We start from the raw sequence: 24101 nt of genomic DNA, 5'->3' as shown, positions 1-24101 counted from the left end.
AACATGACGACCTACGAAAACCCGACACGCCCCGCAAGCGCCAGCGTAGTCCAGCGTTTCACCGACCCGGCCACCTGGGGCACGTTCGGCGCGCAATGGCACAGCGGTGAACAGAAAACCCTGCAATGCTGCGCCGTGCGCCCGGAAACCCATGACGTAAAGACCTTCATTTTTCGCTGTGCGGACTTCAGCGCGCTGAGCTTCGAGCCCGGTCAATTCATCACCCTCTCGCCGACCATTGGTGGGCAGACCATTGCCCGCTGCTACACTCTGTCGTCCTCCCCGACCCGGCCGTTTGCGTTTTCCATTACCGTCAAGCGCGTGCCGGGGGGCACGGTGTCGAACTGGCTGCATGATCACCTCAAGCCCGGCGACCGCCTGAAGGCCTCCGGCCCGGCGGGTAGCTTTACGCCGGTCGGTCATCCGGCGACCAAGTTGTTGTACCTGTCCGCCGGTTCCGGCGTAACGCCCCTGATGTCGATGACCCGGGCTGCCTGCGACATGGCCGGCAACCTCGACATCGTGTTTGTACACAGCGCCCGCACGCCCACCGACATCATCTTCCATGCAGAGTTGACGCGCATGCAGGCTGCCATGCCGGGGCTGCGGGTCATCAGTGTTTGCGAAGGGCTCGGCGACACCACTCAATGGCAACAACCGATAGGCCGGCTCGACTTGTCGTTGTTGAGCCAACACGTGCCGGACTACAAGGAACGGGAAATCTTTACCTGCGGTCCCCAGGGCTACATGGAAGCGGTCAAGACGCTGCTCAAGGAAGCGGCGTTCGATTTCGCCCATTACCATCAGGAAAGCTTTGACATTGCCGTGCTGAATGACGAACCGTTGATCGAGCAGGCTCCTTCGTTCAACCAGCAAGATGTCTTCACCGTGACCCTGTCGCGCTCAGGCAAGACGTTCAGCATGCCGGCCAATCAGACCGTGCTGTCTGCCGCCAAGAAAGCCGGTGCGATCGTGCCCTCCTCCTGCAGCCAGGGCGTTTGTGGCACCTGCAAGACCACCCTGCTCCAGGGCACGGTAGACATGAACCACAACGGCGGCATCAGGCAACGGGAAATCGACAAAGGCCTGCGTTTGCTGTGCTGCAGCAAGCCCACTTCCGACCTGGTCCTTGATCTTTAATCCTCAAAAACCAGAACCGACGGCCGATACCCATGACAAGACCCCAGTGACCTGGGTTGCTGGATGACGATGGGGATCGTAATGACTGAAATTTATCTGCTGATAGCGAACGGCTCGGATCAGGGCGAGCCCTATGTCCTGGGTTGGTTCGATGACAGAAACAAAGCCAGGGAAGTGGCCGAGCAAAAAGAATGGGAGGCTTATCGGGCCCGCTTGAAGGCGGAGCATCCCTGGTCAAGCTATAAACCGCTGGCGCCGGACAAGACCGAATATCGGCGTTATTGGATCAAGACCATTGCAAAATTCGAACATGTCTCTGTTCCGAGGTCCCTGGCGCTTCACTGAACGGCGCCTTCCCCTCTCACCTCTTCGTAGCGATTGACGCCAGAAAATTTACCGAACCGAGCACGCTCGCCAGGGGTCTAGAAAATTAAGCCCATCTGATGAGAGTGTTCTTATGTTGAAGTTTCTTGGTGGTACCGTTGGGATCATCTTCCTGATCGGCCTGATCGTGGTCATCGCCCTGTTCAAGTTCATCTTCTGATTGAAGTGCGGTAGGCGATGGCCCTACCGCTTGTCCTCTGACACTGGCAAGGACGCCAGGATCCGGGCACGGCAGACCTCGAGTATTTCATTTGCCAGCGGAGCGTCGTCCGGGCAGGCCCGCGACAACATCAGCGCGCCGACGGCCTGTGCGAACAGACTGATCATGGCCGCCCGCTCTACTCCGTCAGGCGCTTGCGGCCCGGCGTCGTGTTTTTCTCCAAGTGACGCCAGGGTGCTTTCCATGCCGCTGGCGAACGTGGCCTTCAATCCGTCGGATTGACGCGCCGCATCGCCGCACAGCGCCGCCAGGGTGCAACCATTGCCCCGCGCATCACGGTGCTCCTTGGAAACATACATCTGGAAGAACTCAGCCACGTCCATCTCGCCAGCGCCTGCCAGCGATCGCGAAAGACTGTTCGCGGCCGCTTCAGCCATCAGGTCGCTTTTCGAACCGAAATGTTTGTAGAAACCGCCATGGGTGAAGCCGGCGGCAGCCATCAAATCCGCCACGCCTATGCCGTCAAAGCCTCGCTCACGAAACAACACCGAAGCCGTCTCGACGATGTGCTCCCGGTTTGCCTGGGCCTGGGCCTTGGTCACTCTCATGTTTATTACCTCGTAGCCGTTCGAATCATGCCTGCATCATACATAGATGCCGGTCGTAATCATATTCATTGACAGTTTAGATTCTGATCATCATCCTAAGATCACCAACGCAACGCTGTCCTCGAATCCTTGAAGAGACTCACCTCATGACCACTCCCACAACCGTTCTCATCACCGGCGCTTCCACCGGTATCGGTGCTGTCTATGCCAAGCGCTTTGCGCAACGCGGGCACAACCTGGTGCTGGTTGCCCGCGACAACGCGCGACTGCAAGCCTTGGCGGCCGAGCTGCGCAGCGAACACAGCGTCAGCGTCGATGTGCTCCAGGCCGACCTGACCCAAACTGGCGATCTGCACACCGTCGAGGCGCGCCTGCGTGACGACGCCAGCATCGGGATTCTGATCAACAACGCCGGAGCCGCCCAATCCGGCAGTTTCATCGAACAGACCACCGACAGCGTCGCGCACCTCGTTTCGCTCAACACCACCGCATTGGTTCGACTGGCCAGCGCCATCGCCCCCCGCTTGGCGCACGCCGGCGACGGCGCGATCGTCAACATTGGCTCAGTGGTCGGCCTGGCGCCGGAGTTCGGCATGACGGTCTACGGTGCGACCAAGGCATTCGTGCTGTTTCTCTCCCAAGGGCTCAGCCTGGAGCTTTCGCCCAAGGGCGTTTACGTACAAGCCGTTCTACCCGCCGCCACCCGCACCGAAATCTGGGACCGCGCGGGCATCGACATCAACGGCCTCAGCGAAATCATGGAAGTCGGCGACCTGGTCGATGCCGCATTGGTCGGATTCGATCGCCGCGAACCAGTGACCATTCCGCCCCTGCAGGACGGCGCTCAATGGGACGCCTTACAGGCTGCGCGGCAAGGGTTGTTGGCGCAAATCAAGCAGTCGACGGTGGCCGAGCGGTATCGGGTCCAGGGCTGACAGTTGCGTCGCGGGGGCCGAATCAACGGCTCCCCAGCTGATCTTCGATCCTGCTACCGCCTCAACGCTACTAGGCCTGAAGCCTCAACGCCCTGATGATAGAAGCATGCACAACGTGAATAATGCGCTTTCCATGACAACAGTTCACCCGCAGGATGCGCGTCAGGATCAACACATCAGGATCGGATCATGCCATTTGAGACTTGGTTGCTTTACTTGGTTACCTGCTGCGGCATAGCGGTAGTCCCAGGTCCCAACGCGTTATTGGCGCTGACCCATGGAGCGATTCACGGAAGCCGCAAAACGCTGTTCACCATCACCGGCGGCGTACTCGGCTTCGCGTTGGTGCTTTCGCTTTGCGCGTTGGGATTGGGCGCACTCATCCAGGCGTCGGCCACCTGGTTCACCGCGTTGAAAATCGTCGGCGGTCTCTATTTGATTTGGTTGGGCTTCGGGCTGTGGCGATCTCCACCGGTCAGCCTTGAGGCAACCGGCACAGACAGCTTCCGACCTTCGTCGCTGTTCCGCCAAGGGTTGGTGTCAGCCATTTCCAATCCCAAGGCCCTGCTGCTGTTCACCGCATTCATCCCGCCATTCCTGGATCCGCACAGAAACATTGTCGTACAGACGATCGCCATCGCGCTGACCTACGCCGTCGTCGAGTTCGCCGTTGAGTATCTGGTGGCCAGCGCAGCGCACCGAGTCAGACCTTGGCTGGCTCGCACCGGTCGCCGTTTCAATAAAGTCTGTGGAGGATTTTTTGTGCTATTTGGATTGTCCCTGCCCATCCACAGCTGAAGACAGGATGCACTATCATGAGCCTGCGCTCATGATGCGCATTTCTGACGCAGCGCCGGGACACCGTACACATGAGAGATCTGCCGCCAACCGCTACATTGCGTGCATTTGAAGCAGCCACCCGGCACGCGACCTTTACCGCTGCCGCCGATGAGCTGCACGTTACCCAAAGCGCGGTCAGTCACCAGCTCAAGCATCTGGAAGCGCTTTGGGGATTGCAGTTGTTCGAGCGTGGCAAATCATTAAGCCTCACGGCGGCGGGTGCTACGCTGGCGCCCATCGTTCGGGAGTTCTTCATGAGCCTTGAGGCGTCCCTGGCCGATCTGCGCGAGCAAAAAGGCCGAGTCCGACTCGAAGTCAGCACCACCTATTCCTTCGCCCTGAAATGGCTGCTGCCGCGTTTGCCGAATCTTTCCCGCCAGCATCCCGAGCTGTTGGTTTCGCTGGACACCACGGACAAGATCATTCATTTCTCCAACGCCCAGGCCGACGTCGCGATCCGGCTCGGCAAGGGCATTTACCCCGGGCTCTATTCGGAATACCTGTTCGGCGAGCAGGTGTTCCCGGTGGCGAGCCCCGATCTGCTGCAGCGCTTCGGGACACCGCGCAGCCCCGCCGAATTGTTGCATTACCCGCTGCTGACCCGAGACGGCGCCGAGCTCGTGCCGAAATGGGAGGCTTGGTTCGAAAAGGTCGGGCTGGAATTTTTGCCACTCAAGGAAAGCGTCAGGTTTGGCGATACCAACATGACGGTCGAAGCAGCCTTGCTCGGCCAGGGCGTTGCCTTGGTGCGCAGCGGGCATGTTCAAACCGAAATCAGCGATGGCCGTCTGGTGCGGCTGTTCGATGTGCCATTCCCCTCACCGCTTGCCTACTATTTCGTCTGTCCAAAAGGCATCGAATCGCAGCCACACATCGTGAGTTTTCGCCAGTGGTTGATGAGTGAGGCGCTGAAAGTCCAACGTTCCTATGAGTGAGGCATGAACGTTTCCTCATGAAGCGATGAGGAGACTTCGCTGTAGGCCCGGCGTTGGTTTGCTTAACATCGGCGCATGCCTATCCACATCGTTCTTCTGGTTCTTTTCGCCGCGCTCCTGCATGCCAGCTGGAATGCACTCCTGCGCGGTGGCGCCGATCGCCTATGGTCGATGACGATGATGTGCATCGCTGTCGCCATCGCCAGTGTCATCGCCGCGGCGTTCATGCCGCCACCGGCGCCTGCCAGTTGGGGCTATGCGCTGCTTTCAGCGCTGCTGCACGTCGGCTACAACCTGTTTCTGGTGCGCAGCTACCGGGTCGGCGACTTGGGGCAGGTCTATCCGATATCCCGTGGATCGTCGCCGGTGTTGATCACTCTGGGCGCCGCCGTCTTCGCCGGAGAAACCATCGCCCCCGCTACGTTATTCGGTATTGCGCTGGTGTCAGGCGGGATCATCTCGCTGGCTTTCAGGGGCCGCAAACTGTCGGTTCCCAGCCTTCCCTATGCGCTGGGGACTGGCTGCTTCATCGCCGCCTACAGCGTCACCGACGGTATTGGCGCCAGGCTTTCCGGCGCGCCGCTCGCCTACACCGTATGGATGTGCGCGTTGTGGGGCGTGATGATGCCTGTGGTGTACATCGGTCTGCGCGACGCTCGCAGTTTATTCTCCGTCCGGCCCGGCATGTTGACCGCCCTGGCCGGCGGGCTGGTCTCTTTGCTGGCCTATGGAATCGTCATCTACGCCATGAACGCAGCGCCCTTGGGCGCGGTTTCGGCATTGCGCGAAACCAGCGTGCTGTTCGCAGCATTGATCGGCTACCTGTTCCTCGGCGAGACACTCACCACCCGCCGCCTCCTGGCGTGCGCCGTGATCGTTAGCGGGATCCTCATCATCGGCTGATATAGCCAACTGCCCTCCATTTGCCCGATTCTCTGCGCCCAGCAGGCGGTGAAGCGCATGTCCTATCGGCACAACGGTCCGGGCGGCGTGGTGATCAACATCTCTTCGGCATCGGCGCGCCTCGGCAGCCCCAATGAATAGGTCGACTATGCAAAGGGGCGGCAAATGATTGGATGGCCAAGCTGGCGAGATCGCCGCAAAAATGTTAGTTCTCGAGCCAATACTCACGGCGTTCAGGCCCCAACGATATGACAGGCATCGAGGCACCCTTCGCTGACTGGGAGCTGCTGGATCTTGAATGGCACCAAGGCTTCGCGTTCATGGACGGCGTGCTGCTGGGCGACGGGCAAGTGCCCGACGTGTACATCATGCTCAATCTTGAAGGCGCACACCCAGGCGAGTTGGCGCGATGCGCCAATGATGGACATTATCCGCCCTCGCCCTTGCTGGCCGGCCAGCCGGTCTGGCGGCACCGCCGCAACCCTTGGGTCTTGCGCAATGCGCTGCGCGATTACTACCTGCTCCCAGCCTACCGTGAACGCCACGGCTACCATGCGCTCCAAACGTTGGCGTTTCAGTTCGACAAGGGCCTGGAAAGCCTCGGCTATCAGTACTGGCGTGACGAAACCGGCGCCTATTGGTTCGGCGAGTACGCGATCACCCAAGTCCCGGAGGCACGGTCCGAAAGCCTGGCCCTGTTGGCATCGTCGCCAGCCTCGGTGACTTCAGCTTCTGCCCTGTTCAGCGACGGGGTGAATATCTTTCTGCAGGGACAATTCATCGCCAGCGCCACGACGCGGGTGCGGTATTGCAATCACCCGTCCTACCGAGTGATCGACGATCAGGTCTACAAGGGTTACAAACCCCTGCACCAGAAAGACGGCACGCCGCTGCCAATCAGAAACCCTGACGGCTTCCGAATGCTCGCCCAACGCTGGGGAACCGATGGACAATCGATCATCGTCCAAGCGCAGCAAGGCTCGAGCATTTCCTATGAATACTTCTACCGCATCGACAATGCCGACTTGGCCACCTTCTCTGTGCTCAACGAACGCTACGCCAAGGACCGGCACCGCGCCTATTACCTGACCGGCAAGAGCATTCGCTACGTTGGCGATTTCCACCTGCTCAAGTGCTGCCAGCCAACGTACGATGAGTGCGGCCGCGTGGTCGGCGCCAGCGAATACGAGGATGAGTATTTTGCCTTGGACGACCTGTACGTCTACGCCGCCGGCACGCGCTTGCGTGACGCTCATGGCCCGAGTTTTCGACACTTGGGGTTCGATTATTATTGTGACCACCGGCACGTCTACCGACACCAGAAACGCCTGGATGTCGAGCTGGAAAGCTTCGTCGTGACCCAGCTCTATCGCGATGAACAGGATTACTCGCCGGTGCTGGCGGGTGACAAGCACGGCCCGCTGGGCTCTGGCGGAATCATCGATGCAGCGATGCAGCAGGAATGGGCGCCCTACTTCGAGGCCCATCCGCACCTGAAAGGTTACTGGTGGCACCGCTTGCAGGTGCAGCCTGAAGAACCGCAAATACAGGCAGATACGCTGCCGCTAGAGGCCATCGGTCTCGGTTTTGAACGGGGCCGCCAGGTCTATTTCCACGGGCGCGTTATCAACGGACTGGACGCGGCAAGTTTCAAATTGCTCGACACGCACCTGTGCGGCGATGTCCAAGGCTTGTATCTGATCCCGTTCCATAATGCGCAAACGGAAGTGCCCGAGCGGTTTTCCCAGGAACCGGTGGAGCACTTCCGCTCACTCGGCGGACCCTACCTGACGGATGGAAAAACCGTGTTCTGCCACCGGGTTTTTTATCAGCCCCCCGAACCGATTCGTAAGGCGCAAGTGGCCACTTTCGAGTCCTGCGGGCACGGTTGGGCCAAGGACCGGGACTTAGTGTATTACTACGGCGAGGCGAAGAAAAAGCTACGTCCTTGCGATACCCGTTTTTTAGGTACCTACGCCGTCAGCCCTGATCTGATCCTCTCGGAAGGCAAGCCGCTGGATGTGGCATTCGATCCCGATGAAGTCCGCGTACCGCATCCCGACTTCCTGCAACTGGGCACGCGCAAGTTGTTCTGCCACCGACGCCCACTGAGCGCCAAGCGTATCGACCTGGCCACTCTGGAATTCCTGACCGACCGTTATGCCCGGGACAAGTATCGAATCTACCACTACGACGGCTATGCGACCTTGACTGAAGTCGATGAAGCGCAGTATCGGGAAACGCTGGGGTAGTGGCCCAGGCAGGTTCAACAATGAAAAGCATAGTCCCGCAAAAGTCACGCCCATGAAAAAGGCCAATGCTGTGAACATTGGCCTAAGTCATTGAAAAATATGGTCGGGACGGAGTGATTCGAACACTCGACCCCTAGCACCCCATGCTAGTGCGCTACCGGACTGCGCTACGCCCCGACTAGGCGTGAATCTTGTTCCGCTTCTCAACGGAACGCTCAGGAATATATCGCAAGCTTTTGAAAACTGGAAGTATTTAAAAGCAGAAATTTATTTCTTGAGCACCACCAGCACGTCTTCGAGCTCGGCGATCATCTGGCGGATCATTTGTTTGTACTGGGTTGTATCGTCTTTGGCTTCATCACCGGAAAGGCGCAGGCGTGCGCCGCCAATGGTGAACCCCTGGTCATACAGCAGCGCGCGGATCTGCCGGATCATCAGTACGTCTTGTCGCTGATAATACCGGCGGTTTCCGCGGCGCTTGACCGGGTTGAGTTGAGGAAACTCCTGCTCCCAATAGCGCAGCACGTGCGGTTTTACCGCACACAGCTCGCTGACTTCACCAATGGTGAAGTAGCGTTTGCCCGGGATGACGGGTAGTTCGTCGTTATGACTTGGTTCCAGCATAAGCCTCAACTCGGGCCTTCAACTTCTGCCCTGGACGAAAGGTGACCACACGGCGAGCCGTGATCGGGATTTCTTCTCCCGTTTTCGGATTGCGGCCAGGCCGCTGACGTTTGTCCCGGAGGTCAAAATTGCCGAAACCGGACAATTTGACCTGTTCGTTGTCTTCGAGAGCGTGCCTGATTTCTTCGAAAAACAGTTCGACCAATTCTTTGGCCTCCCGTTTATTCAGGCCCAACTCCTCATACAGACGTTCCGCCATCTCAGCTTTCGTCAGAGCCCCCATACGTCACTTCCTTAACGTGGCGTTCAACCTGTGTTCGAGCGAGGTGAGGATATTCTGCGTTGCGGTATTCACCTCATCGTCGTTAAGAGTGCGCGATGGATGCTGCCAGGTCAAGCCGACTGCAAGGCTTTTTCTATGCGGATCAATACCTTTACCCTGATACACGTCAAATAGCCTGAGGTCCGTTAGCCAGTCGCCTGCATTTTCACGAATTACCGCCAACACAGCGCTGGACGCGACACCGACATCAGCCACCAGGGCCAGGTCACGACGCACTTCAGGAAAGCGCGATAACTCTTGGAATTTCGGCATTTTTCCTTGGGCGACTTCGGCCAGGACCAGCTCGAAAACAAAGACCGGACGATCCAGGCCCAGGGTTTTTGACAGTTCAGGGTGAATGGCACCGACGTAGCCAACTTCACGCCCGTCCCGCTCGATGCGCGCGGTTTGCCCAGGGTGCAGCGCCGGATGCTTGCCCGGTACGAAAGTGAACGCGTGGAGCGCGCCGGCGAAGCCCAGCACTGCTTCCACGTCGGCCTTGATGTCGAAGAAGTCCACGACATCGCGACCTTGCGCCCAGCCTTCCGGCAGGCGGCTGCCACAGACCACACCGGCGAGCATCGGCTCTTGCTTCAGGCCGTCCAGCTGACCCACGAAGCGCAGGCCGCTTTCGAACAGGCGTACGCGATCCTGCTGTCGATTCAGGTTGTGCTGCAGCGACTTGACCAGGCCTGGCCAAAGGGATGAGCGCATAGCCGCCATGTCGTTGGAAATCGGGTTTGCCAACAACAGCGGCGCGACGCCCGGATTGAACAGCTCGAACTGGCGTGGATCGATGAAGCTGTAGGTGATCGCTTCCTGATACCCACGGGCCACCAGCAGGCGACGCAGCTCCGGCAGGTCGCTACGGGCCTCAGCCTTGGCTTGCGGAGCCAGGCGGGCTTGCGGATAGCGAACCGGCAGGCGGTTGTAGCCGTACAGGCGAGCCAGCTCCTCGATCAGGTCGACTTCCAGGCTGATATCGAAACGATGACTTGGCACTTCGACGCGCCACTGCCCTTCCCCGTCCGCGCGGATGGTCAGGCCCAGGGCACTGAGCAGGCGCTCGACTTCAGCCGGGTCCATTGCCATGCCCAGCATCTGGGTGATGCGCTGGGCACGCAGGGTGACCGGTGCAATCTTGGGCAGGTGCTGTTCGCTGACGGTCTCGATGATCGGGCCGGCTTCGCCACCGGTGATTTCCAGCAGCAGGCCAGTGGCGCGCTCCATGGCTTCACGGGCGAGCTGCCAGTCCACGCCACGCTCGTAACGGTGCGAGGCATCGGTGTGCAGGCCGTACGAGCGAGCCTTGCCAGCAACGGCGATCTGGTCGAAGAAGGCGCTTTCAAGGAATACGTCGCGAGTGGTCGTGGAGACGCCGCTGTGCTCGCCCCCCATCACGCCGGCAATCGCCAGGGCGCGGGTATGGTCGGCAATCACCAGCGTATCGCTGCGCAGGGTCACTTCCTGGCCGTCGAGCAGCACCAGCTTCTCGCCTTCGTCGGCCATGCGCACGCGAATACCGCCGTTGATTTCGGCAAGATCGAAGGCGTGCAGCGGTTGGCCCAGCTCAAGCATCACGTAGTTGGTGATGTCGACAGCCGCGTCGATGCTGCGCACATCGGAGCGACGCAGGCGCTCGACCATCCACAGCGGCGTCGGCTTGGACAGGTCGACGTTACGGATCACGCGACCCAGGTAGCGCGGACAGGCCGCGGGCGCCAGGACGTCGACCGGACGCACTTCGTCATGCACCGCTGGGACCGGCGCGACCACGGGACGCGTGACAGGCGCGGCATACAAGGCGCCGACTTCACGGGCCAGGCCGGCCACCGACAGGCAGTCGCCACGGTTCGGCGTCAAGTCGACCTCGATGCTCGCATCGTCCAGGCCCAGATACTGGCGGATGTCCTGGCCTACCGGCGCATCGGCCGGAAGCTCCATCAAGCCATCATTGCCTTCGCCAACCTGCAGTTCAGCCTGGGAGCACAACATGCCGTTGGACTCGACGCCGCGCAGCTTGGCTTTCTTGATCTTGAAGTCGCCCGGCAGTTCGGCACCGATCATGGCGAACGGAATTTTCAAGCCGGGGCGCACGTTTGGCGCACCACAAACCACCTGGAACGTTTGCGCGCCGTTGCTAACCTGGCAAACCCGCAGCTTGTCAGCGTCAGGGTGCTGCTCGGTGCTCAGCACCTCGCCCACGACCACACCGTTGAATGCACCGGCGGCCGACGTCACGCTATCGACCTCAAGACCGGCCATCGACAGGCGAGCAACCAGCTCGTCCTGGCTTACCTGCGGGCTTACCCAGCCGCGCAGCCACTGTTCACTGAATTTCATCCTGCTCTCCTAATAGATTCGTTACGGGTTGCGACCTAGCGAAATTGCGCAAGGAACCGCAAGTCGTTGTCGAAGAACAGGCGCAAGTCATTCACACCGTAACGCAGCATGGCCAGGCGCTCTACGCCCATGCCGAAGGCAAAGCCCGAGAATTCTTCCGGATCTATCCCGGACATGCGCAGCACGTTGGGATGAACCATGCCGCAGCCCATGACTTCCAGCCAGCCAGTCTGCTTGCAGACACGGCAACCTTTGCCGCTGCACATCACGCATTCCATATCGACTTCTGCCGATGGCTCGGTGAATGGGAAGTATGAAGGGCGGAAACGCACGGCCAGCTCTTTCTCGAAGAACACCCGCAGGAATTCCTCGATGGTGCCTTTCAGGTCGGCGAAATTGATGTCGCGATCCACCAGCAGGCCTTCGACCTGGTGGAACATCGGAGAGTGGGTGATATCGGAGTCGCTGCGGTACACACGGCCTGGGCAGACGATGCGGATCGGCGGCTGCTGCGATTCCATGGTGCGGACCTGTACCGGCGAGGTATGGGTGCGCAACAGCATGTTCGCGTTGAAATAGAAGGTGTCGTGCATCGACCGGGCCGGGTGATGGCCTGGGATGTTGAGCGCCTCGAAGTTGTGATAATCGTCTTCGACCTCAGGGCCTTCGGCGATGCCGTAGCCAATGTGGGTGAAGAATTGCTCGATGCGTTCCAGGGTCCGGGTCACCGGATGCAGGCCACCGGAAGTCTGGCCACGGCCAGGCAGGGTCACGTCAATGGATTCGGCGGCGAGCTTGGCGGCCAGACCGGCCTCCTCGAACAGCGCCTTGCGTGCATTGAGAACCTCTGTGACACGCTCCTTGGCGACGTTGATCAGCGCACCGACCTGCGGACGCTCTTCGGCCGGCAGGTTCCCCAGGGTCTTCATCACCTGAGTCAACTCGCCTTTCTTGCCAAGGTAGTGAACCCGGATTTGCTCCAGGGCATTGATATCTTCAGCGCTTTGCACAGCCTCTAGTGCTTGAGCGACCAGCGCGTCCAGGTTTTCCATGTACAGACTCCAGATACAAAATAGGGGAAGAGCTTTAAGGCTCTTCCCCTATTTATGACGTTTGGCACCTGGACCCACAGAGGTGAGCCCGGGTGACTGCCGGGGGTACTTAAGCCAAGGTGGCTTTAGCTTTCTCGACAATCGCAGCAAACGCCGCTTTTTCGTTCACTGCCAGATCAGCCAGAACCTTACGGTCGATCTCGATGGACGCTTTTTTCAGGCCAGCGATGAAACGGCTGTAGGACAGACCGTTAACACGAGCACCAGCGTTGATACGAGCGATCCACAGAGCGCGGAACTGACGTTTTTTCTGACGACGGTCACGGTAGGCGTATTGGCCTGCCTTGATTACCGCTTGCTTGGCAACACGGAATACGCGGGAACGCGCGCCGTAGTAGCCTTTAGCAAGTTTCAGAATTTTTTTGTGACGCTTACGGGCAATGACGCCACGCTTTACACGAGCCATGAGTTACTTCCTCTATTCTTAACCAAAAATTAGCAAAGGCGCAGCATACGCTTGACTTTTGCAACGTCGGACGGGTGCAGCAAGCTGCTACCGCGCAGCTGACGCTTACGCTTGGTCGACATTTTGGTCAGGATGTGGCTCTTGAAAGCGTGTTTATGCTTGATACCGTTAGCAGTTTTCAGAAACCGCTTAGCAGCACCACTTTTCGTTTTCATCTTTGGCATGTTCGGATACTCCGCATTCAGTTGATAAACATAATCAGAAGGCCTGCCGTGCCCTGTTGATTATTTCTTCTTTTTCGGGGCGATGACCATGATCAGCTGGCGTCCTTCCATCTTAGGATGCTGTTCGACCGAACCGTACTCGAGCAGGTCTTGTTCAACCCGCTTGAGGAGTTCCATCCCCAGCTCCTGGTGGGCCATCTCACGGCCGCGGAATCGCAAGGATACCTTGGCCCTGTCCCCATCACTCAGGAAACGTACCAGGTTGCGCAGTTTTACCTGGTAATCCCCTTCCTCCGTCCCTGGACGAAACTTGATTTCTTTTACCTGAATCTGCTTCTGGTTTTTCTTTGCCGCGGCAATCTGCTTCTTCTTTTCGAAGATCGACTTGCCGTAGTCCATCACCCGGCAAACAGGCGGGACTGCGTCTGCGGAAATTTCTACCAGATCAAGCTTGGCTTCTTCAGCAATACGAAGCGCTTCATCAATCGAGACGATGCCAATCTGCTCGCCATCAGCGCCAATTAACCGAACCTCGCGTGCCGAGATATTCTCGTTGATCGGGGCTTTCGGTGCAGCTCGTTTATCTTGTCTCATTTCACGCTTAATAATAATTACTCCGAATCTGGGCGACCACGCCGGGAAACCGCTTGCGCGAGAAACTCAGCGAATTCGGCGACGGGCATCGAGCCCAGGTCAGCACCTTCACGAGTACGCACAGCGACAGTCTGCATCTCGACCTCCCGATCTCCGATAACCAAGAGAAAGGGAACCTTGAGCAAGGTATGCTCGCGGATTTTAAAGCCGATCTTTTCATTTCTCAAGTCGGACTTGGCACGAAATCCGCTTTGGTTGAGAGTTTTTTCGACTTCAGCGGCAAAATCTGCCTGTTTATCAGTGATATTCATGATCACTGCCTGGGTCGGCGCCAGCCACGCGGGGAACGCGCCCTCGTAGTGTTCGATCAGGATCCCGACGAAACGCTCGAAGGAACCGAGAATCGCACGGTGAAGCATGACCGGGTGCTTGCGACTGTTGTCTTCGGACACGTATTCGGCGCCCAGACGGATCGGCAGGTTAAAATCGAGCTGCAGGGTACCACACTGCCAGACGCGACCAAGGCAATCTTTCAGCGAGAATTCAATCTTTGGACCGTAGAAAGCCCCCTCGCCCGGTTGCAGATCGTACGCAAGGCCCGCGCTATCGAGGGCGGCGGCCAGGGCCGCTTCGGCGCGATCCCACAGCTCGTCGGAGCCAACGCGCTTTTCCGGACGAGTGGACAGCTTCATCTCTACTTCGGTGAAGCCGAAGTCTCGATAGACGTCCATGGTCAGCTTGATGAAGGCAGCAGATTCGGCCTGCATCTGCTCTTCGGTGCAGAAAATGTGTGCGTCGTCCTGAGTGAATGCACGTACACGCATGATGCCGTGCAGGGCACCCGACGGCTCGTTGCGGTGGCAAGCACCGAACTCGGCCAGGCGCATCGGCAGCTCGCGGTAGCTTTTCAGGCCTTGGTTGAACACCTGCACATGGCAAGGGCAGTTCATTGGCTTGATAGCGTAGTCGCGGTTTTCCGACTGGGTGGTGAACATGTTGTCGGCGTAGTTGGCCCAGTGCCCGGATTTCTCCCACAGGCTGCGGTCGACCACCTGCGGCGTCTTGATCTCAAGGTAGCCGTTCTCACGCTGGACCTGGCGCATGTACTGCTCGAGCACCTGGTACAGGGTCCAGCCGTTCGGGTGCCAGAACACCATCCCCGGGGACTCTTCCTGGGTGTGGAACAGGCCCAGCCGCTTGCCGATCTTGCGGTGATCGCGTTTTTCGGCTTCCTCGATGCGCTGGATGTAGGCCGCCAGCTGCTTCTTGTCGGCCCAGGCCGTGCCGTAGACGCGCTGCAGCTGCTCGTTCTTCGCATCGCCACGCCAGTAGGCGCCGGACAGCTTGGTCAGCTTGAAGGATTTCAGAAAACGCGTGTTCGGCACGTGCGGGCCGCGGCACATGTCGACGTATTCTTCGTGGTAGTACAGACCCATGGCCTGCTCGTCCGGCATGTCTTCCACCAGACGCAACTTGTAGTCCTCGCCACGGGCCTTGAAGACTTCGATGACTTCAGCACGCGGGGTGACTTTCTTGATGACGTCGTAGTCTTTCTCGATCAGCTGCTGCATGCGCTGTTCGATGGCGGCCATGTCGTCCGGGGTAAAAGGACGCTCGAAGGCGATGTCGTAATAGAAGCCTTCGTCGATGACCGGCCCGATGACCATCTTCGCGCTCGGGTACAGCTGCTTGACCGCATGACCGACCAGGTGCGCGCAAGAGTGGCGAATGATCTCCAGCCCCTCTGCATCCTTGGGCGTAATGATTTGCAGCGTGGCATCGCTGTCGATGACGTCGCTGGCATCGACCAGCTTGCCGTTGACCTTGCCGGCCAGGGTGGCCTTGGCCAGGCCAGCACCAATGGATGCGGCGACCTCGGCAACGGAAACCGGATGAGCGAACGAACGTTGACTGCCGTCGGGAAGAGTAATAGTTGGCATGGCGCCTCCTCTCCTAGTGGTGACCCCTACCAAAGGTCACGTGGGTTGGGATGAGCCAGTACAAGATCCAGTCCAGGCCATTCACTGACGAACGCCTGCCTTACAGCGGCAGGAGCCTTGCGGCCAACCGGGAAAACCGAACCAGAGTGACTGGGATTCAAATCAGGGTTAATCGAACATTTACCGCCACCGGGACCTGTCGTCCTGCGGAGCCTGAAAAATACCCGAGCCCGGCATGCTAGCACAGATGAACGGTCATCGCCGCGTCTGGATTGAAGCCGGCGTAAACTCACGATTTTTATGCCAGAGTGCTGAACCGAAGCGTCTGCAGCGCCTCAGATAACAAGACATAGACCCCAGAAAGGAGCATCCCCGCATGCGTCTGAATACCCTATTGGCAGTAGTCGCCCCCCTCGCCCTGCTGCTTCCGCTAAGTGCCCACGCCGACTGGCCCAAGGGTGAGCGTGAAAAATACATGGCCCAGTGCACTCAAGCGGCGACCCCACAGATTGGCGCGGCCGCAGCCAAGGCCCACTGTGCTTGTGGCGCCGATGCGATCAAATCCTATCCGGCGAGTGATATCCAGGCACTGATGGACAATAAGGCCAGCCCCGAATTGCAGCAGAAAGCGCTCGGCCAGATCGCCAAATGCAAGGCCAACCCTCCGGCAAAAAAATGAGTCATCGAGCGCCTGGGTTCGGCTCGGCATCGATAAAAAGGGTTGAATAACCGCCTTTTTCTACGATTTCTACAGGTTTTACAGCTTTTTTTATCGTCTTTACGTTCGACTGAAAGCCTTTGAAACCGGGCCTTTCAGGCGGATCAGGTGGTAAAGAAAACACGACTGATTGGCAAACAGCGCCTGCGGGGGGCTCCCAAATCGAACATTTCGACTATGATACCCCGGTGTGCCCAGTTGGCCTGAGCAGCACAGTACACTGAAAATATATGTTTCTTGGAGATACACCATGTCTAATCGCCAAACCGGCACCGTTAAATGGTTCAACGATGAAAAAGGCTTCGGCTTCATCACTCCTACAGGTGGCGGTGACGACCTGTTCGTACACTTCAAAGCTATCGAAAGCGACGGTTTCAAAAGCCTGAAAGAAGGCCAGACCGTTTCCTTCGTGGCTGAGAAAGGCCAAAAGGGTATGCAAGCTGCACAAGTTCGCCCAGAGTAATTTCTCGGTGCGCTAAAAAAACCCCGTCCATGTGACGGGGTTTTTTATGGTCTATTGAAAACCGCTCAGCCGCAGCTCACTCGATTGACCACCAGGCCGGCATCGGTATTGAGGTTCAGGCGATCGGAGCGGTACTCAAGCGTGACCATGTCATTGGGCTTGAGGATACGCGCATACTGCGCGCCGGCACTGGTCCGTGCCTGCTCCAGCAATTGGGGCGAAGCCTGCTTGCCGATTGCGAACTCGGCTGCCTTTGCTGCACAGCGGCTGTCGCTGGTGCCGGACGCCACAGGCTCAGGGGTCGATTCAGAGGTGCTGCTGCAACCGCTCAAGAGCGCAGCGGCCAGCAAAGTACACAATGACGCAAGCTTCCAAGGCATGAAGCCTCCTATTTGGATGAATTAACCAGAGAGCGTGCGACAACCCAGACGATACTTGGTTTCAACACCAAGGCCATCATCGTGCCCTCACCCGCAAAACCGGCAGTTTGCCTGAGCCCCCTTTTCAGTTCATGGCTCAATCGTGACTGAATATGAATGCGCTCAGTAGACGTCGATGTAATCAAAGGGTGGGTTCGGCCAGTTTTCTTTCAACGCGTTGTAGATCTGCACGACCCAGACCTCATCGCTGGCCGCGACTCTTCCGACATACCCTGAGCCCTTCGCCCAGGTTTCCAGCCGAAACAGCAAACCATCGATCTGGGCGCCTCCTACGACGCCCGAAGACAAATAGGCGATCCCACCTTTGGTCACACGCAACTGGGTGTGGTCCTCGTCACTGGCAGAAGCCAACAATTGCCGAACCGCTTCCAATGTCAGTCCATTCGGATCGTTCAAGTCGATCTGCACGGCGGGGCTCCTGGAAAATCAAAAGAGCAAGTGTGGCATAGCGCTCCCCCGATGCCTAAGTCGCACTGCCAAATCCGATGCAAAAATGGTTAACTCAGCCTACAGACCTCACAACCCTGCGAGCCCCGACATGAGCACCGTCAGCATCGAAGCCACCATCAATGCCAAATGGGCGCACGGCCACAGTTCATACAGCCCGGGCAGCCCGGAAGAGTTGGCAATCATCGGCATCGAGCTGCTGGTTAAGGAGTTGGGCACGCAAGGGGCCCAGAACTTCATCCGGCAGGCCTTCGAGCGCCACCCGAGCGCCATCGAAGCGGTTGACTAAGGCCAACGCAGGCCTTCGCCTGCGGGCTCGCTGCAAAATAGGCTACTTGAGACGCGCCAATCGCTCGGTCAACAAGTCGAAGAAACCCTGGGCATCGCCCTCCTTCACCCAGAAAGCGTTCTTGGGTGCCTTCAAGCCGTCATACCAGTCGACCACGGTTTGCCCGAAAGTCGGACCTTCACGGCTGTCCACCACCAGGTTGACCGAGCGGCCGGTAAACAATTGCGGCTTCAGCAGGTAGGCAATCACCGTCGCGTCATGCACCGGCCCGCCTGTCATGCCGTAGTGTTCCATGTCGTCCTTCACGTACTCGTTGAGGATATCGCCGACCAACTTGCTGGCGTTGTTGTTCAGCGCGGCGATCTGCTTCAGGCGCGCTTCGCTGGTGAGTATCTTGTGGGTCACGTCCAACGGCAGATAGGTCAGCTTCAGGCCACTCTTGGCGACCACTTCCGCCGCCTGGGGATCGGCGTACAGGTTGAATTCGGCCACCGGGGTGATGTTGCCGCCATTGAAATGCGCACCGCCCATGATCACCACTTCCTTGATGCCCTGGACGATGTCCGGCTCCTGGATCAACGCCAGGGCCAGGTTCGTTTGCGGACCGAGCATGGCGATGGTGATGCTGTGCGGCTTGGCGGCCTTGAGGGTATCGATCAGGTAATTGACCGCGTTGCCCTGGGCCAGTCCCATCTTCGGCTCATGCACGGTCACGCCGGACAGGCCTTCCTTACCGTGGATGTTTTCCGCATAGATGGGCGTGCGCATCATCGGCTTGGGCGCGCCCGCATAGACCGGGACGTCCTCGCGCCCCGCCCATTCCCGGGCCAGGCGCGCGTTGCGGGAAGTCTTGTCCAGCCGCACGTTGCCCGCCACCGTGGTCAGGGCGCGAATATGCAGCTCTTCGGGAGACGCCAGGGCAAACAGCAACGCAACGACGTCGTCGGCGCCAGGATCGGTATCGATGATCAGATCGATTTTTTCCGCCGCCTGGGCGCTTGTAGCCGTGATCAATGACAAAAGCAGCAGACTCCGCAACAGTTGATGCATTTTGTGAGCATAGCGGTGCATGGCGCACTCCTTGTGCAGGGTGGATGAAACTTAGAACGTGACGCCGGCGACCAGCACCACGTTGCAGTATGGAGAACATTCTCCCGTACGAATAATCGCCCGCGCCTGTCGGCTAAGGATCTTGAACTGCTCGTGGCGGACCCGTTCCCGTGCGCCCAACGCGCCTTCGGCATGCAGCGCCTCCAGCGTGGCCAGGGCCGAGGGTTGTTTATCAAAGATCTCCTCAGCCAGCACATGGCTCTCGACCTGCATTTCGCTGAGCACTACTTTCAAGGTACTGACGAAGTCTGGGACGCCATGGGTCAGCGCCAGGTCGATCAATTCGACCCCTGTCGGCACGGGCAGGCCGGCATCACCGATGACCACTTTGTCGCCATGACCGAGGGAGGCGATCAGTCGCGACAAGGCGATGTTCAGCAACGGAGTCTTTTTCATGATTCGAACGCCTGTACTTCTTGCAGTGAAGGGATGGAGGGTTGCGCGCCAGCGCGGGTGACCGACAACGCAGCGGCGACCTGGCCGAAACGAATGGCCTCGATCTCATTCTTGCCGCTGGCCAGGGCAGCCGCAAACCCACCGACAAACGTATCGCCCGCCGCCGTGGTATCAACCGCCTTGACCCGCGGCGCGAGGAAGTGTTCGAAGCTTGAACCGTTGGCGAACATCAATCCTTGGGCGCCCAGGGTCACGATCACCTTGCGGGCACCGGCGGCGATCAACTGTGTCGCGGCGGCTTCGGCGGTTTCCAGGGAATCCACCGCCAGTCCGCTCAGCACCGCGGCCTCGCTTTCGTTGGGAATCAGGTAGTCGACGCAGGCGTACCAGTCGGCCGGCAATGTATGGGAAGCAGGCGCGGGGTTGAGGATGACGATTTTACCCAACTCACGGGCACGCTTGAGGGCGTGGCCCACCGTGGCATCCGGCACTTCGAGCTGGCAAATGACCACGTCGGCGCGTTGCAGCACTTCGTCGACACTGTCCAGGACTTCGGCGGTAAGCGCACCGTTGGCGCCGGCGACGATAACAATCGCATTCTGGCTGTTGTCATCGACCACGATCAGCGCAACGCCGCTGGAACCCTCCACCACGCGGACGGCCTGGCAATCAATGCCTTCGGCCAACAGCGCGCCGCGCAATTGCTCGCCATAGGCATCGCCGCCCACGCAACCGACCATGGACACGTGCGCCCCCAGGCGCGCGGCGGCCACCGCCTGGTTGGCGCCCTTGCCACCCGGGATGGTGGAAAAAGATACTCCGATCAGCGTTTCACCACCACGAGGCAGACGCGGCGCCCGGGTCACCAAGTCCATGTTCAGGCTGCCTATTACCACTACTTTTGCTGGCATACATCATTACTCATCAATTCGGTTCAGCGGTATTGGGCGAATGTACCCGACAACGGTGCAGTCGATTCTCGCAAGACAATGCTCGGTGTGACGATCCGCTGGTCCGTGGCAAGGCTCGGTGTCGCGATACGCAGCAACAGCACTTCGGCCGCCATCTCCCCTAGCTGCAGGATCGACTGCCCCACCGTGGTCAACGCCGGGTAGACATAACGGCTCATCTGGATGTCATCGAAGCCGATGATCGACAGTTCGCTGGGCACCCGCACATTACGCTCGGCGGCGGCACGCAGCGCACCGATGCCGATCATGTCGTTGGCCGCGAAAATCGCGCTGGGCGGCCGGCGTTCAAGCAACTGGGCCGCGGCACGGTAGCCACCGGTGCTGGTGAAATCGCTTTCAAGCATGCGCTCGACAGGCAACTCGATCCCCGCCTCTTTCAACGCACGGCAGTAACCCGCCAGGCGCATTTGCGCCACGCTGGTATCCGCCGGACCGCCGATAAAGGCAATGTCGCGATGCCCCAGTTCCAGCAGGTGCTGGGTCGCCAGGTACGCACCGTACTCATGATCGATGCGCACCAGGTCGGCGTCGACGCCATCGAGCCCACGGTCGACGATCACCATGGGCGTGCGCACATTGGCCAGCCCCTCGGCGAGGCCGACATCGCCTCCGGCCGAGGCCACGATCAATCCATCGATACGCTTTTCCAGCAGCACCCGCAGATAGCTGCGCTGCTTGTCCGGATTGTCATCGGAGTTGCACAGGATCACGCAATAGCCATTGCGCTCGCAGTAGTCCTCGATTCCTCGGGCCAGCTCGGCAAAGTACGGGTTGAGGCTGTTGGGCACCAGCAGACCGATGGTTGCCGTGGTCTTGGCCTTGAGCGAGCGCGCCACGGCACTCGGCACGTAGTCCAACCGCTCGATCGCCGCCTCGACCTTGCGCCGCACCTCGTCACTGACCGGCCGCGTCTTGTTCACTACGTGAGAGACGGTCGTGTAGGAGATCCCCGCGAGTGCCGCCACATCCTTGATGGTTGCCATGGCTCAAGCCCGCCGACTGGCGCGCTGGCTGCGGTACGTATCGAGCACCACCGCCACCACGATGACTGCGCCGGTGATGATGCGTTTGGTCGGCTCGGTGGCACCGATCTGGGCCAGGCCAGCCGCCAGCACCGAGATAATCAACACACCAAAGAAGGTGCTGATGACCGAACCCCGGCCGCCCATCAGGCTGGTCCCGCCAATGACCACGGCGGCAATCACTTGCAACTCAAGCCCTGAGCCCGCGTTCGGATCCGCCGCTTCCAGGCGCGAAATCTGGAACAACGCCGCGAGTCCGGCCAACAGCCCCATCAGGCTGAACACCAGGATCTTGTAGGGTTTCGGATTGATGCCAGCCAGGCGCACGGCTTCTTCATTGGTGCCGATGCCGATCAGGTAGCGACCGAACACGGTGCGCGTCAGCACCGCCTGGGCAATGAAGATCACCAGCAAGGCAATGATGAACGACGGTGAAATACCAAAGGCGATCGGATTGGACAGCCAGGCAAAAGAGTCGCCGATATAGGCGGTGCGCGAGCCGGTCATCTGGTACGCCAGGCCACGGGCCATTTCCAGCACACCCAGCGAAACGATGAACGACGGGATGCGCCATGCCACGGTAATCGAACCGGTGACCGTACCCGCCAAGGCCGCAACGGCCATGCCGAGTAAGGCCGACGGCCAGACGCTCCAACCCCAGCCGAGGATCGCAACGCTGACGGTCGATGCCGCCAGCGCCAACACCGAGCCCACCGACAAGTCGATGCCGCCAATGATCAGGATAAACGTCATGCCGACCGCCAGTACCATCAAGTCCGGGATCTGGTTGGCGAGGGTGCTGAAAGTGTCATAGGACAGGAAATGGCTGCTCAGGACCGAGAACAGCGCGATCATGGCCAGCAAGGCACCGGCCAGGCCCAGGTAAGTCCCCAGGCCAAAGAAGTTGCCATTGGATTTGCCGATGGCAGGTGCGGTTTTCATGAGAGTTCCCTAGGCGCTGCTTCATTGAGCAACGCATCACGTTTTTGGTAGCCGGCGAACGCGGCGGCAAGCAAATCATCCTGGGTCCAGCTGTCACGCTCGAAGGTATCGATGAGGCGGCCGGCAGACAGGACGCCGATCCGGTCACAGATCAGCATCAGTTCGCGCAAGTCACTGGACACCACGACCAACGCCTTGCCCTGGCGAGTCAACTCACCCAGCAGCGCATAAATGTCGAATTTGGCACCGACGTCGATGCCGCGGGTCGGCTCGTCGAACAACAGCACCGAGCAATCGCGCTCGAGCCAGCGGCCGATCACGACTTTCTGCTGGTTGCCGCCCGACAGTTCGCAGACCAACTGAGTCGGACTGGAGCTGCGGATGCGCATGGCATCGATCTGCCGCTGCGCCAACGCCAGTTCCGCACTGCCATTGACCAGGCCGGCGTTGGAGATCTCCGGCATGTTGCCCAGAGCGATATTCGCCGCGATGGATTGGGTCAGCAGCAGGCCTTCACCCTTGCGGTCCTCGGTGATCAGCGCAATGCCGTGGGCCACCGCATCGGCCGGTGAACGAATGCTGACGACCTTGGCCGGTGAACCCAGCGCCACGGTGCCGCTATCCGCCGCGTCGGCGCCGAAGATCAGCCGCAAAAGCTCGGTGCGCCCTGCCCCGATCAGCCCGGAAATGCCAAAGATTTCGCCGCTACGAACCTCGAAGGACACATCACGAACCTTGTCGGAACGGGTCAAGCCCGCGACGGTCAGCGCCGGTGCGCCAATCTGGCGCGGGCCCAGGTCGATGTGCTCGCCCAGCTCCCGGCCGACCATCAGCGTCACCAACTGCTCGCTGTCGTAGTTGGCCATCGGCTCGACGCAGACCAGGTTGCCGTCGCGCAATACCGCAATGCGCTGGGCCACCCGCGCCAGCTCTTCGAGGCGATGGGAAATATAGATGATCGATACGCCCCGGGCTTGCAGGCGCAGGATTTGCTCGAACAGCATCTCGACTTCACGGGCCGTCAGCATGGCGGTCGGCTCGTCGAGGATCAGCACGTGGCAGTCGCCGATCAGGTTGCGAGCGATCTCGACCATCTGCTGATGACCGATTCCCAGCTCACCGACCAACGTATCGGGATCGATTGCATCGAGCCCCACTTGGGCCATGGCCTCGACTGCCGCCGCGCGCAATTGCTTGCGGCTGATCCAGCCGCCGTGGCTGGGCAGATTGTCGAGGAACAGGTTTTCGGCCACGGAAAGGGTCGGCAGCAGGTTGAGTTCCTGCATCACCATGCGCACGCCCAGCGATTCGGCCTGGGCCCGGCTGCCGGGACGGTAATCCTGCCCCTGGAATTGCATCTGCCCGGTGGTCGGCGTGACCAGCCCGCCGATGATCTTGGACAAGGTACTTTTACCAGCGCCATTTTCGCCGGTCAGCGCCAATACTTCGCCGCGCATCAAGGTCAGGCTGATATCGCTCAGTACCGGCTGCGCATAGGTCTTGCCGATACCGCTGACGCAAAGGACAGCGTTCGGATCGCGAACGGACATAACAAACTCTCCAATGCGCCCGCCCGGACGG

The 24101-nt window shown here is 59.5% G+C and carries 27 protein-coding genes, 1 tRNA gene and 1 pseudogene; 11 read left to right on the top strand and 18 right to left on the bottom strand.

The annotated features are described in order from the left end of the window. Positions 1–3 precede the first annotated feature (3 nt). Both J3P95_RS09995 and J3P95_RS09990 read left to right on the top strand, forming a co-directional pair. Positions 4–1140: an FAD-binding oxidoreductase gene (locus J3P95_RS09995; protein WP_434577506.1), complete on the top strand. Its 1137-nt coding sequence runs from the start codon at positions 4–6 to the stop codon at positions 1138–1140. Between the two features lie 81 nt (positions 1141–1221). Then, complete coding sequence (locus tag J3P95_RS09990) at positions 1222–1485, top strand: hypothetical protein (protein ID WP_434562571.1); 264 nt, start codon at positions 1222–1224, stop codon at positions 1483–1485. A gap of 222 nt (positions 1486–1707) precedes the next feature. Here the strand turns inward: J3P95_RS09990 and J3P95_RS09985 are convergent, their stop codons facing one another. Then, positions 1708–2292: a TetR family transcriptional regulator gene (locus J3P95_RS09985; protein ID WP_434577508.1), complete on the bottom strand. Its 585-nt coding sequence runs from the start codon at positions 2290–2292 to the stop codon at positions 1708–1710. 146 nt (positions 2293–2438) lie between these two features. Between J3P95_RS09985 and J3P95_RS09980 the strand changes: the two genes are divergently transcribed. The 6 genes and pseudogenes from J3P95_RS09980 (at position 2439) to J3P95_RS09955 (ending at position 8157) form a co-directional block, all read left to right on the top strand. Further along, entirely contained in the window at positions 2439–3227 is a 789-nt protein-coding gene (locus J3P95_RS09980) for an SDR family NAD(P)-dependent oxidoreductase (protein ID WP_434562567.1), read from the top strand. 189 nt (positions 3228–3416) lie between these two features. After that, entirely contained in the window at positions 3417–4025 is a 609-nt protein-coding gene (locus tag J3P95_RS09975; RefSeq protein ID WP_434577510.1) for a LysE family translocator, read from the top strand. 71 nt (positions 4026–4096) lie between these two features. Beyond that, positions 4097–5002, top strand: a complete 906-nt coding sequence (gcvA, locus tag J3P95_RS09970; RefSeq protein ID WP_434577512.1) for a transcriptional regulator GcvA — start codon at positions 4097–4099, stop codon at positions 5000–5002. Between the two features lie 75 nt (positions 5003–5077). Beyond that, positions 5078–5905, top strand: coding sequence for an EamA family transporter (locus J3P95_RS09965; protein ID WP_434562561.1), 828 nt, complete (start codon positions 5078–5080; stop codon positions 5903–5905). 15 nt (positions 5906–5920) lie between these two features. Beyond that, a pseudogene (locus J3P95_RS09960) lies at positions 5921–6043 on the top strand (NAD(P)-dependent oxidoreductase); the annotation flags it as partial. Positions 6044–6153: 110 nt separating this feature from the next. Further along, on the top strand, positions 6154–8157 hold the full coding sequence (locus J3P95_RS09955; RefSeq protein WP_434626512.1) for a DKNYY domain-containing protein: 2004 nt from the start codon (positions 6154–6156) through the stop codon (positions 8155–8157). A 100-nt stretch (positions 8158–8257) separates the two neighbouring features. On the opposite strand, the gene J3P95_RS09950 is transcribed toward J3P95_RS09955, so the two are convergent. The 9 genes from J3P95_RS09950 to thrS all read right to left on the bottom strand — a co-directional run bounded on the left by J3P95_RS09950 (position 8258) and on the right by thrS (position 15722). After that, positions 8258–8334 (bottom strand) — tRNA-Pro (locus J3P95_RS09950). A 90-nt stretch (positions 8335–8424) separates the two neighbouring features. Beyond that, entirely contained in the window at positions 8425–8781 is a 357-nt protein-coding gene (locus tag J3P95_RS09945) for a MerR family transcriptional regulator (protein ID WP_003179985.1), read from the bottom strand. After that, positions 8762–9064 carry an integration host factor subunit alpha gene (ihfA, locus tag J3P95_RS09940; protein ID WP_002553164.1) on the bottom strand — a complete coding sequence of 101 codons (303 nt, stop codon included), beginning with the start codon at positions 9062–9064 and terminating at the stop codon, positions 8762–8764. The genes J3P95_RS09945 and ihfA overlap by 20 nt, the downstream gene beginning before the upstream one ends. A gap of 3 nt (positions 9065–9067) precedes the next feature. Then, positions 9068–11446, bottom strand: a complete 2379-nt coding sequence (gene pheT, locus J3P95_RS09935) for a phenylalanine--tRNA ligase subunit beta (protein ID WP_434577633.1) — start codon at positions 11444–11446, stop codon at positions 9068–9070. A 35-nt stretch (positions 11447–11481) separates the two neighbouring features. Next, positions 11482–12498, bottom strand: a complete 1017-nt coding sequence (gene pheS, locus J3P95_RS09930) for a phenylalanine--tRNA ligase subunit alpha (RefSeq protein WP_030142134.1) — start codon at positions 12496–12498, stop codon at positions 11482–11484. A 109-nt stretch (positions 12499–12607) separates the two neighbouring features. Next, a complete protein-coding gene (gene rplT / locus J3P95_RS09925) occupies positions 12608–12964 on the bottom strand; it encodes a 50S ribosomal protein L20 (protein ID WP_002553161.1) in 357 nt (118 codons plus the stop codon). A 29-nt stretch (positions 12965–12993) separates the two neighbouring features. Next, positions 12994–13188, bottom strand: coding sequence for a 50S ribosomal protein L35 (rpmI, locus tag J3P95_RS09920; protein ID WP_003442181.1), 195 nt, complete (start codon positions 13186–13188; stop codon positions 12994–12996). 60 nt (positions 13189–13248) lie between these two features. Further along, positions 13249–13800, bottom strand: coding sequence for a translation initiation factor IF-3 (infC, locus tag J3P95_RS09915; protein WP_169432615.1), 552 nt, complete (start codon positions 13798–13800; stop codon positions 13249–13251). After that, complete coding sequence (gene thrS, locus J3P95_RS09910; protein ID WP_434577635.1) at positions 13800–15722, bottom strand: threonine--tRNA ligase; 1923 nt, start codon at positions 15720–15722, stop codon at positions 13800–13802. The genes infC and thrS overlap by 1 nt, the downstream gene beginning before the upstream one ends. A 376-nt stretch (positions 15723–16098) precedes the next feature. Between thrS and J3P95_RS09905 the strand changes: the two genes are divergently transcribed. Together J3P95_RS09905 and J3P95_RS09900 are read left to right on the top strand one after the other, a co-directional pair. Continuing rightward, positions 16099–16401: a hypothetical protein gene (locus tag J3P95_RS09905; protein WP_434562555.1), complete on the top strand. Its 303-nt coding sequence runs from the start codon at positions 16099–16101 to the stop codon at positions 16399–16401. 289 nt (positions 16402–16690) lie between these two features. Beyond that, complete coding sequence (locus J3P95_RS09900) at positions 16691–16903, top strand: cold-shock protein (RefSeq protein ID WP_047229330.1); 213 nt, start codon at positions 16691–16693, stop codon at positions 16901–16903. Between the two features lie 65 nt (positions 16904–16968). On the opposite strand, the gene J3P95_RS09895 is transcribed toward J3P95_RS09900, so the two are convergent. Then, positions 16969–17283 (bottom strand): I78 family peptidase inhibitor, encoded by a 315-nt coding sequence (locus J3P95_RS09895; protein WP_434577637.1) that lies wholly within the window; start codon positions 17281–17283, stop codon positions 16969–16971. A gap of 162 nt (positions 17284–17445) precedes the next feature. Then, the gene (locus tag J3P95_RS09890) at positions 17446–17751 is read right to left on the bottom strand and encodes a hypothetical protein (protein ID WP_434577638.1); all 306 of its coding nucleotides are present in this window, start codon (positions 17749–17751) and stop codon (positions 17446–17448) included. Between the two features lie 130 nt (positions 17752–17881). On the opposite strand from J3P95_RS09890, the gene J3P95_RS09885 reads away from it, so the two are divergent. After that, entirely contained in the window at positions 17882–18079 is a 198-nt protein-coding gene (locus J3P95_RS09885) for a hypothetical protein (RefSeq protein WP_434577640.1), read from the top strand. 42 nt (positions 18080–18121) lie between these two features. Here the strand turns inward: J3P95_RS09885 and J3P95_RS09880 are convergent, their stop codons facing one another. Genes J3P95_RS09880 through J3P95_RS09855 form a run of 6 tightly spaced genes read right to left on the bottom strand, consistent with a single transcriptional unit; the run spans position 18122 to position 24070 of the window. Beyond that, entirely contained in the window at positions 18122–19150 is a 1029-nt protein-coding gene (locus J3P95_RS09880; RefSeq protein WP_434577642.1) for a nucleoside hydrolase, read from the bottom strand. A 30-nt stretch (positions 19151–19180) separates the two neighbouring features. Then, a complete protein-coding gene (gene rbsD / locus J3P95_RS09875) occupies positions 19181–19585 on the bottom strand; it encodes a D-ribose pyranase (protein ID WP_434562546.1) in 405 nt (134 codons plus the stop codon). Then, positions 19582–20496: a ribokinase gene (rbsK, locus tag J3P95_RS09870; RefSeq protein ID WP_434577643.1), complete on the bottom strand. Its 915-nt coding sequence runs from the start codon at positions 20494–20496 to the stop codon at positions 19582–19584. The genes rbsD and rbsK overlap by 4 nt, the downstream gene beginning before the upstream one ends. 23 nt (positions 20497–20519) lie before the next feature. After that, the gene (locus J3P95_RS09865; RefSeq protein WP_434562542.1) at positions 20520–21539 is read right to left on the bottom strand and encodes a LacI family DNA-binding transcriptional regulator; all 1020 of its coding nucleotides are present in this window, start codon (positions 21537–21539) and stop codon (positions 20520–20522) included. 3 nt (positions 21540–21542) lie between these two features. Beyond that, the gene (locus tag J3P95_RS09860; RefSeq protein WP_186609441.1) at positions 21543–22520 is read right to left on the bottom strand and encodes an ABC transporter permease; all 978 of its coding nucleotides are present in this window, start codon (positions 22518–22520) and stop codon (positions 21543–21545) included. Further along, on the bottom strand, positions 22517–24070 hold the full coding sequence (locus tag J3P95_RS09855; RefSeq protein WP_434577644.1) for a sugar ABC transporter ATP-binding protein: 1554 nt from the start codon (positions 24068–24070) through the stop codon (positions 22517–22519). Before J3P95_RS09855 ends, J3P95_RS09860 begins: the two co-directional genes overlap by 4 nt. Positions 24071–24101 lie beyond the last annotated feature (31 nt).

Origin of the sequence: Pseudomonas sp. Z5-35 (assembly GCF_051131945.1) — a bacterium.
Taxonomy (GTDB): Bacteria; Pseudomonadota; Gammaproteobacteria; order Pseudomonadales; family Pseudomonadaceae; genus Aquipseudomonas; species Aquipseudomonas marvdashtae.
The sequence above is the reverse complement of the archived record's forward strand: the minus strand, read 5'-3'. Positions and strand labels throughout refer to the sequence as shown.

Coding starts and splice junctions, on each gene's coding strand:
- J3P95_RS09995 (WP_434577506.1), top strand. CDS start 4: ATGACGACCTACGAAAACCCGACACGCCCCGCAAGCGCCAGCGTAGTC.
- J3P95_RS09990 (WP_434562571.1), top strand. CDS start 1,222: ATGACTGAAATTTATCTGCTGATAGCGAACGGCTCGGATCAGGGCGAG.
- J3P95_RS09985 (WP_434577508.1), bottom strand. CDS start 2,292: ATGAGAGTGACCAAGGCCCAGGCCCAGGCAAACCGGGAGCACATCGTC.
- J3P95_RS09980 (WP_434562567.1), top strand. CDS start 2,439: ATGACCACTCCCACAACCGTTCTCATCACCGGCGCTTCCACCGGTATC.
- J3P95_RS09975 (WP_434577510.1), top strand. CDS start 3,417: ATGCCATTTGAGACTTGGTTGCTTTACTTGGTTACCTGCTGCGGCATA.
- gcvA (WP_434577512.1), top strand. CDS start 4,097: ATGAGAGATCTGCCGCCAACCGCTACATTGCGTGCATTTGAAGCAGCC.
- J3P95_RS09965 (WP_434562561.1), top strand. CDS start 5,078: ATGCCTATCCACATCGTTCTTCTGGTTCTTTTCGCCGCGCTCCTGCAT.
- J3P95_RS09955 (WP_434626512.1), top strand. CDS start 6,154: ATGACAGGCATCGAGGCACCCTTCGCTGACTGGGAGCTGCTGGATCTT.
- J3P95_RS09945 (WP_003179985.1), bottom strand. CDS start 8,781: ATGCTGGAACCAAGTCATAACGACGAACTACCCGTCATCCCGGGCAAA.
- ihfA (WP_002553164.1), bottom strand. CDS start 9,064: ATGGGGGCTCTGACGAAAGCTGAGATGGCGGAACGTCTGTATGAGGAG.
- pheT (WP_434577633.1), bottom strand. CDS start 11,446: ATGAAATTCAGTGAACAGTGGCTGCGCGGCTGGGTAAGCCCGCAGGTA.
- pheS (WP_030142134.1), bottom strand. CDS start 12,498: ATGGAAAACCTGGACGCGCTGGTCGCTCAAGCACTAGAGGCTGTGCAA.
- rplT (WP_002553161.1), bottom strand. CDS start 12,964: ATGGCTCGTGTAAAGCGTGGCGTCATTGCCCGTAAGCGTCACAAAAAA.
- rpmI (WP_003442181.1), bottom strand. CDS start 13,188: ATGCCAAAGATGAAAACGAAAAGTGGTGCTGCTAAGCGGTTTCTGAAA.
- thrS (WP_434577635.1), bottom strand. CDS start 15,722: ATGCCAACTATTACTCTTCCCGACGGCAGTCAACGTTCGTTCGCTCAT.
- J3P95_RS09905 (WP_434562555.1), top strand. CDS start 16,099: ATGCGTCTGAATACCCTATTGGCAGTAGTCGCCCCCCTCGCCCTGCTG.
- J3P95_RS09900 (WP_047229330.1), top strand. CDS start 16,691: ATGTCTAATCGCCAAACCGGCACCGTTAAATGGTTCAACGATGAAAAA.
- J3P95_RS09895 (WP_434577637.1), bottom strand. CDS start 17,283: ATGCCTTGGAAGCTTGCGTCATTGTGTACTTTGCTGGCCGCTGCGCTC.
- J3P95_RS09885 (WP_434577640.1), top strand. CDS start 17,882: ATGAGCACCGTCAGCATCGAAGCCACCATCAATGCCAAATGGGCGCAC.
- J3P95_RS09880 (WP_434577642.1), bottom strand. CDS start 19,150: ATGCACCGCTATGCTCACAAAATGCATCAACTGTTGCGGAGTCTGCTG.
- rbsD (WP_434562546.1), bottom strand. CDS start 19,585: ATGAAAAAGACTCCGTTGCTGAACATCGCCTTGTCGCGACTGATCGCC.
- rbsK (WP_434577643.1), bottom strand. CDS start 20,496: ATGCCAGCAAAAGTAGTGGTAATAGGCAGCCTGAACATGGACTTGGTG.
- J3P95_RS09865 (WP_434562542.1), bottom strand. CDS start 21,539: ATGGCAACCATCAAGGATGTGGCGGCACTCGCGGGGATCTCCTACACG.
- J3P95_RS09860 (WP_186609441.1), bottom strand. CDS start 22,520: ATGAAAACCGCACCTGCCATCGGCAAATCCAATGGCAACTTCTTTGGC.
- J3P95_RS09855 (WP_434577644.1), bottom strand. CDS start 24,070: ATGTCCGTTCGCGATCCGAACGCTGTCCTTTGCGTCAGCGGTATCGGC.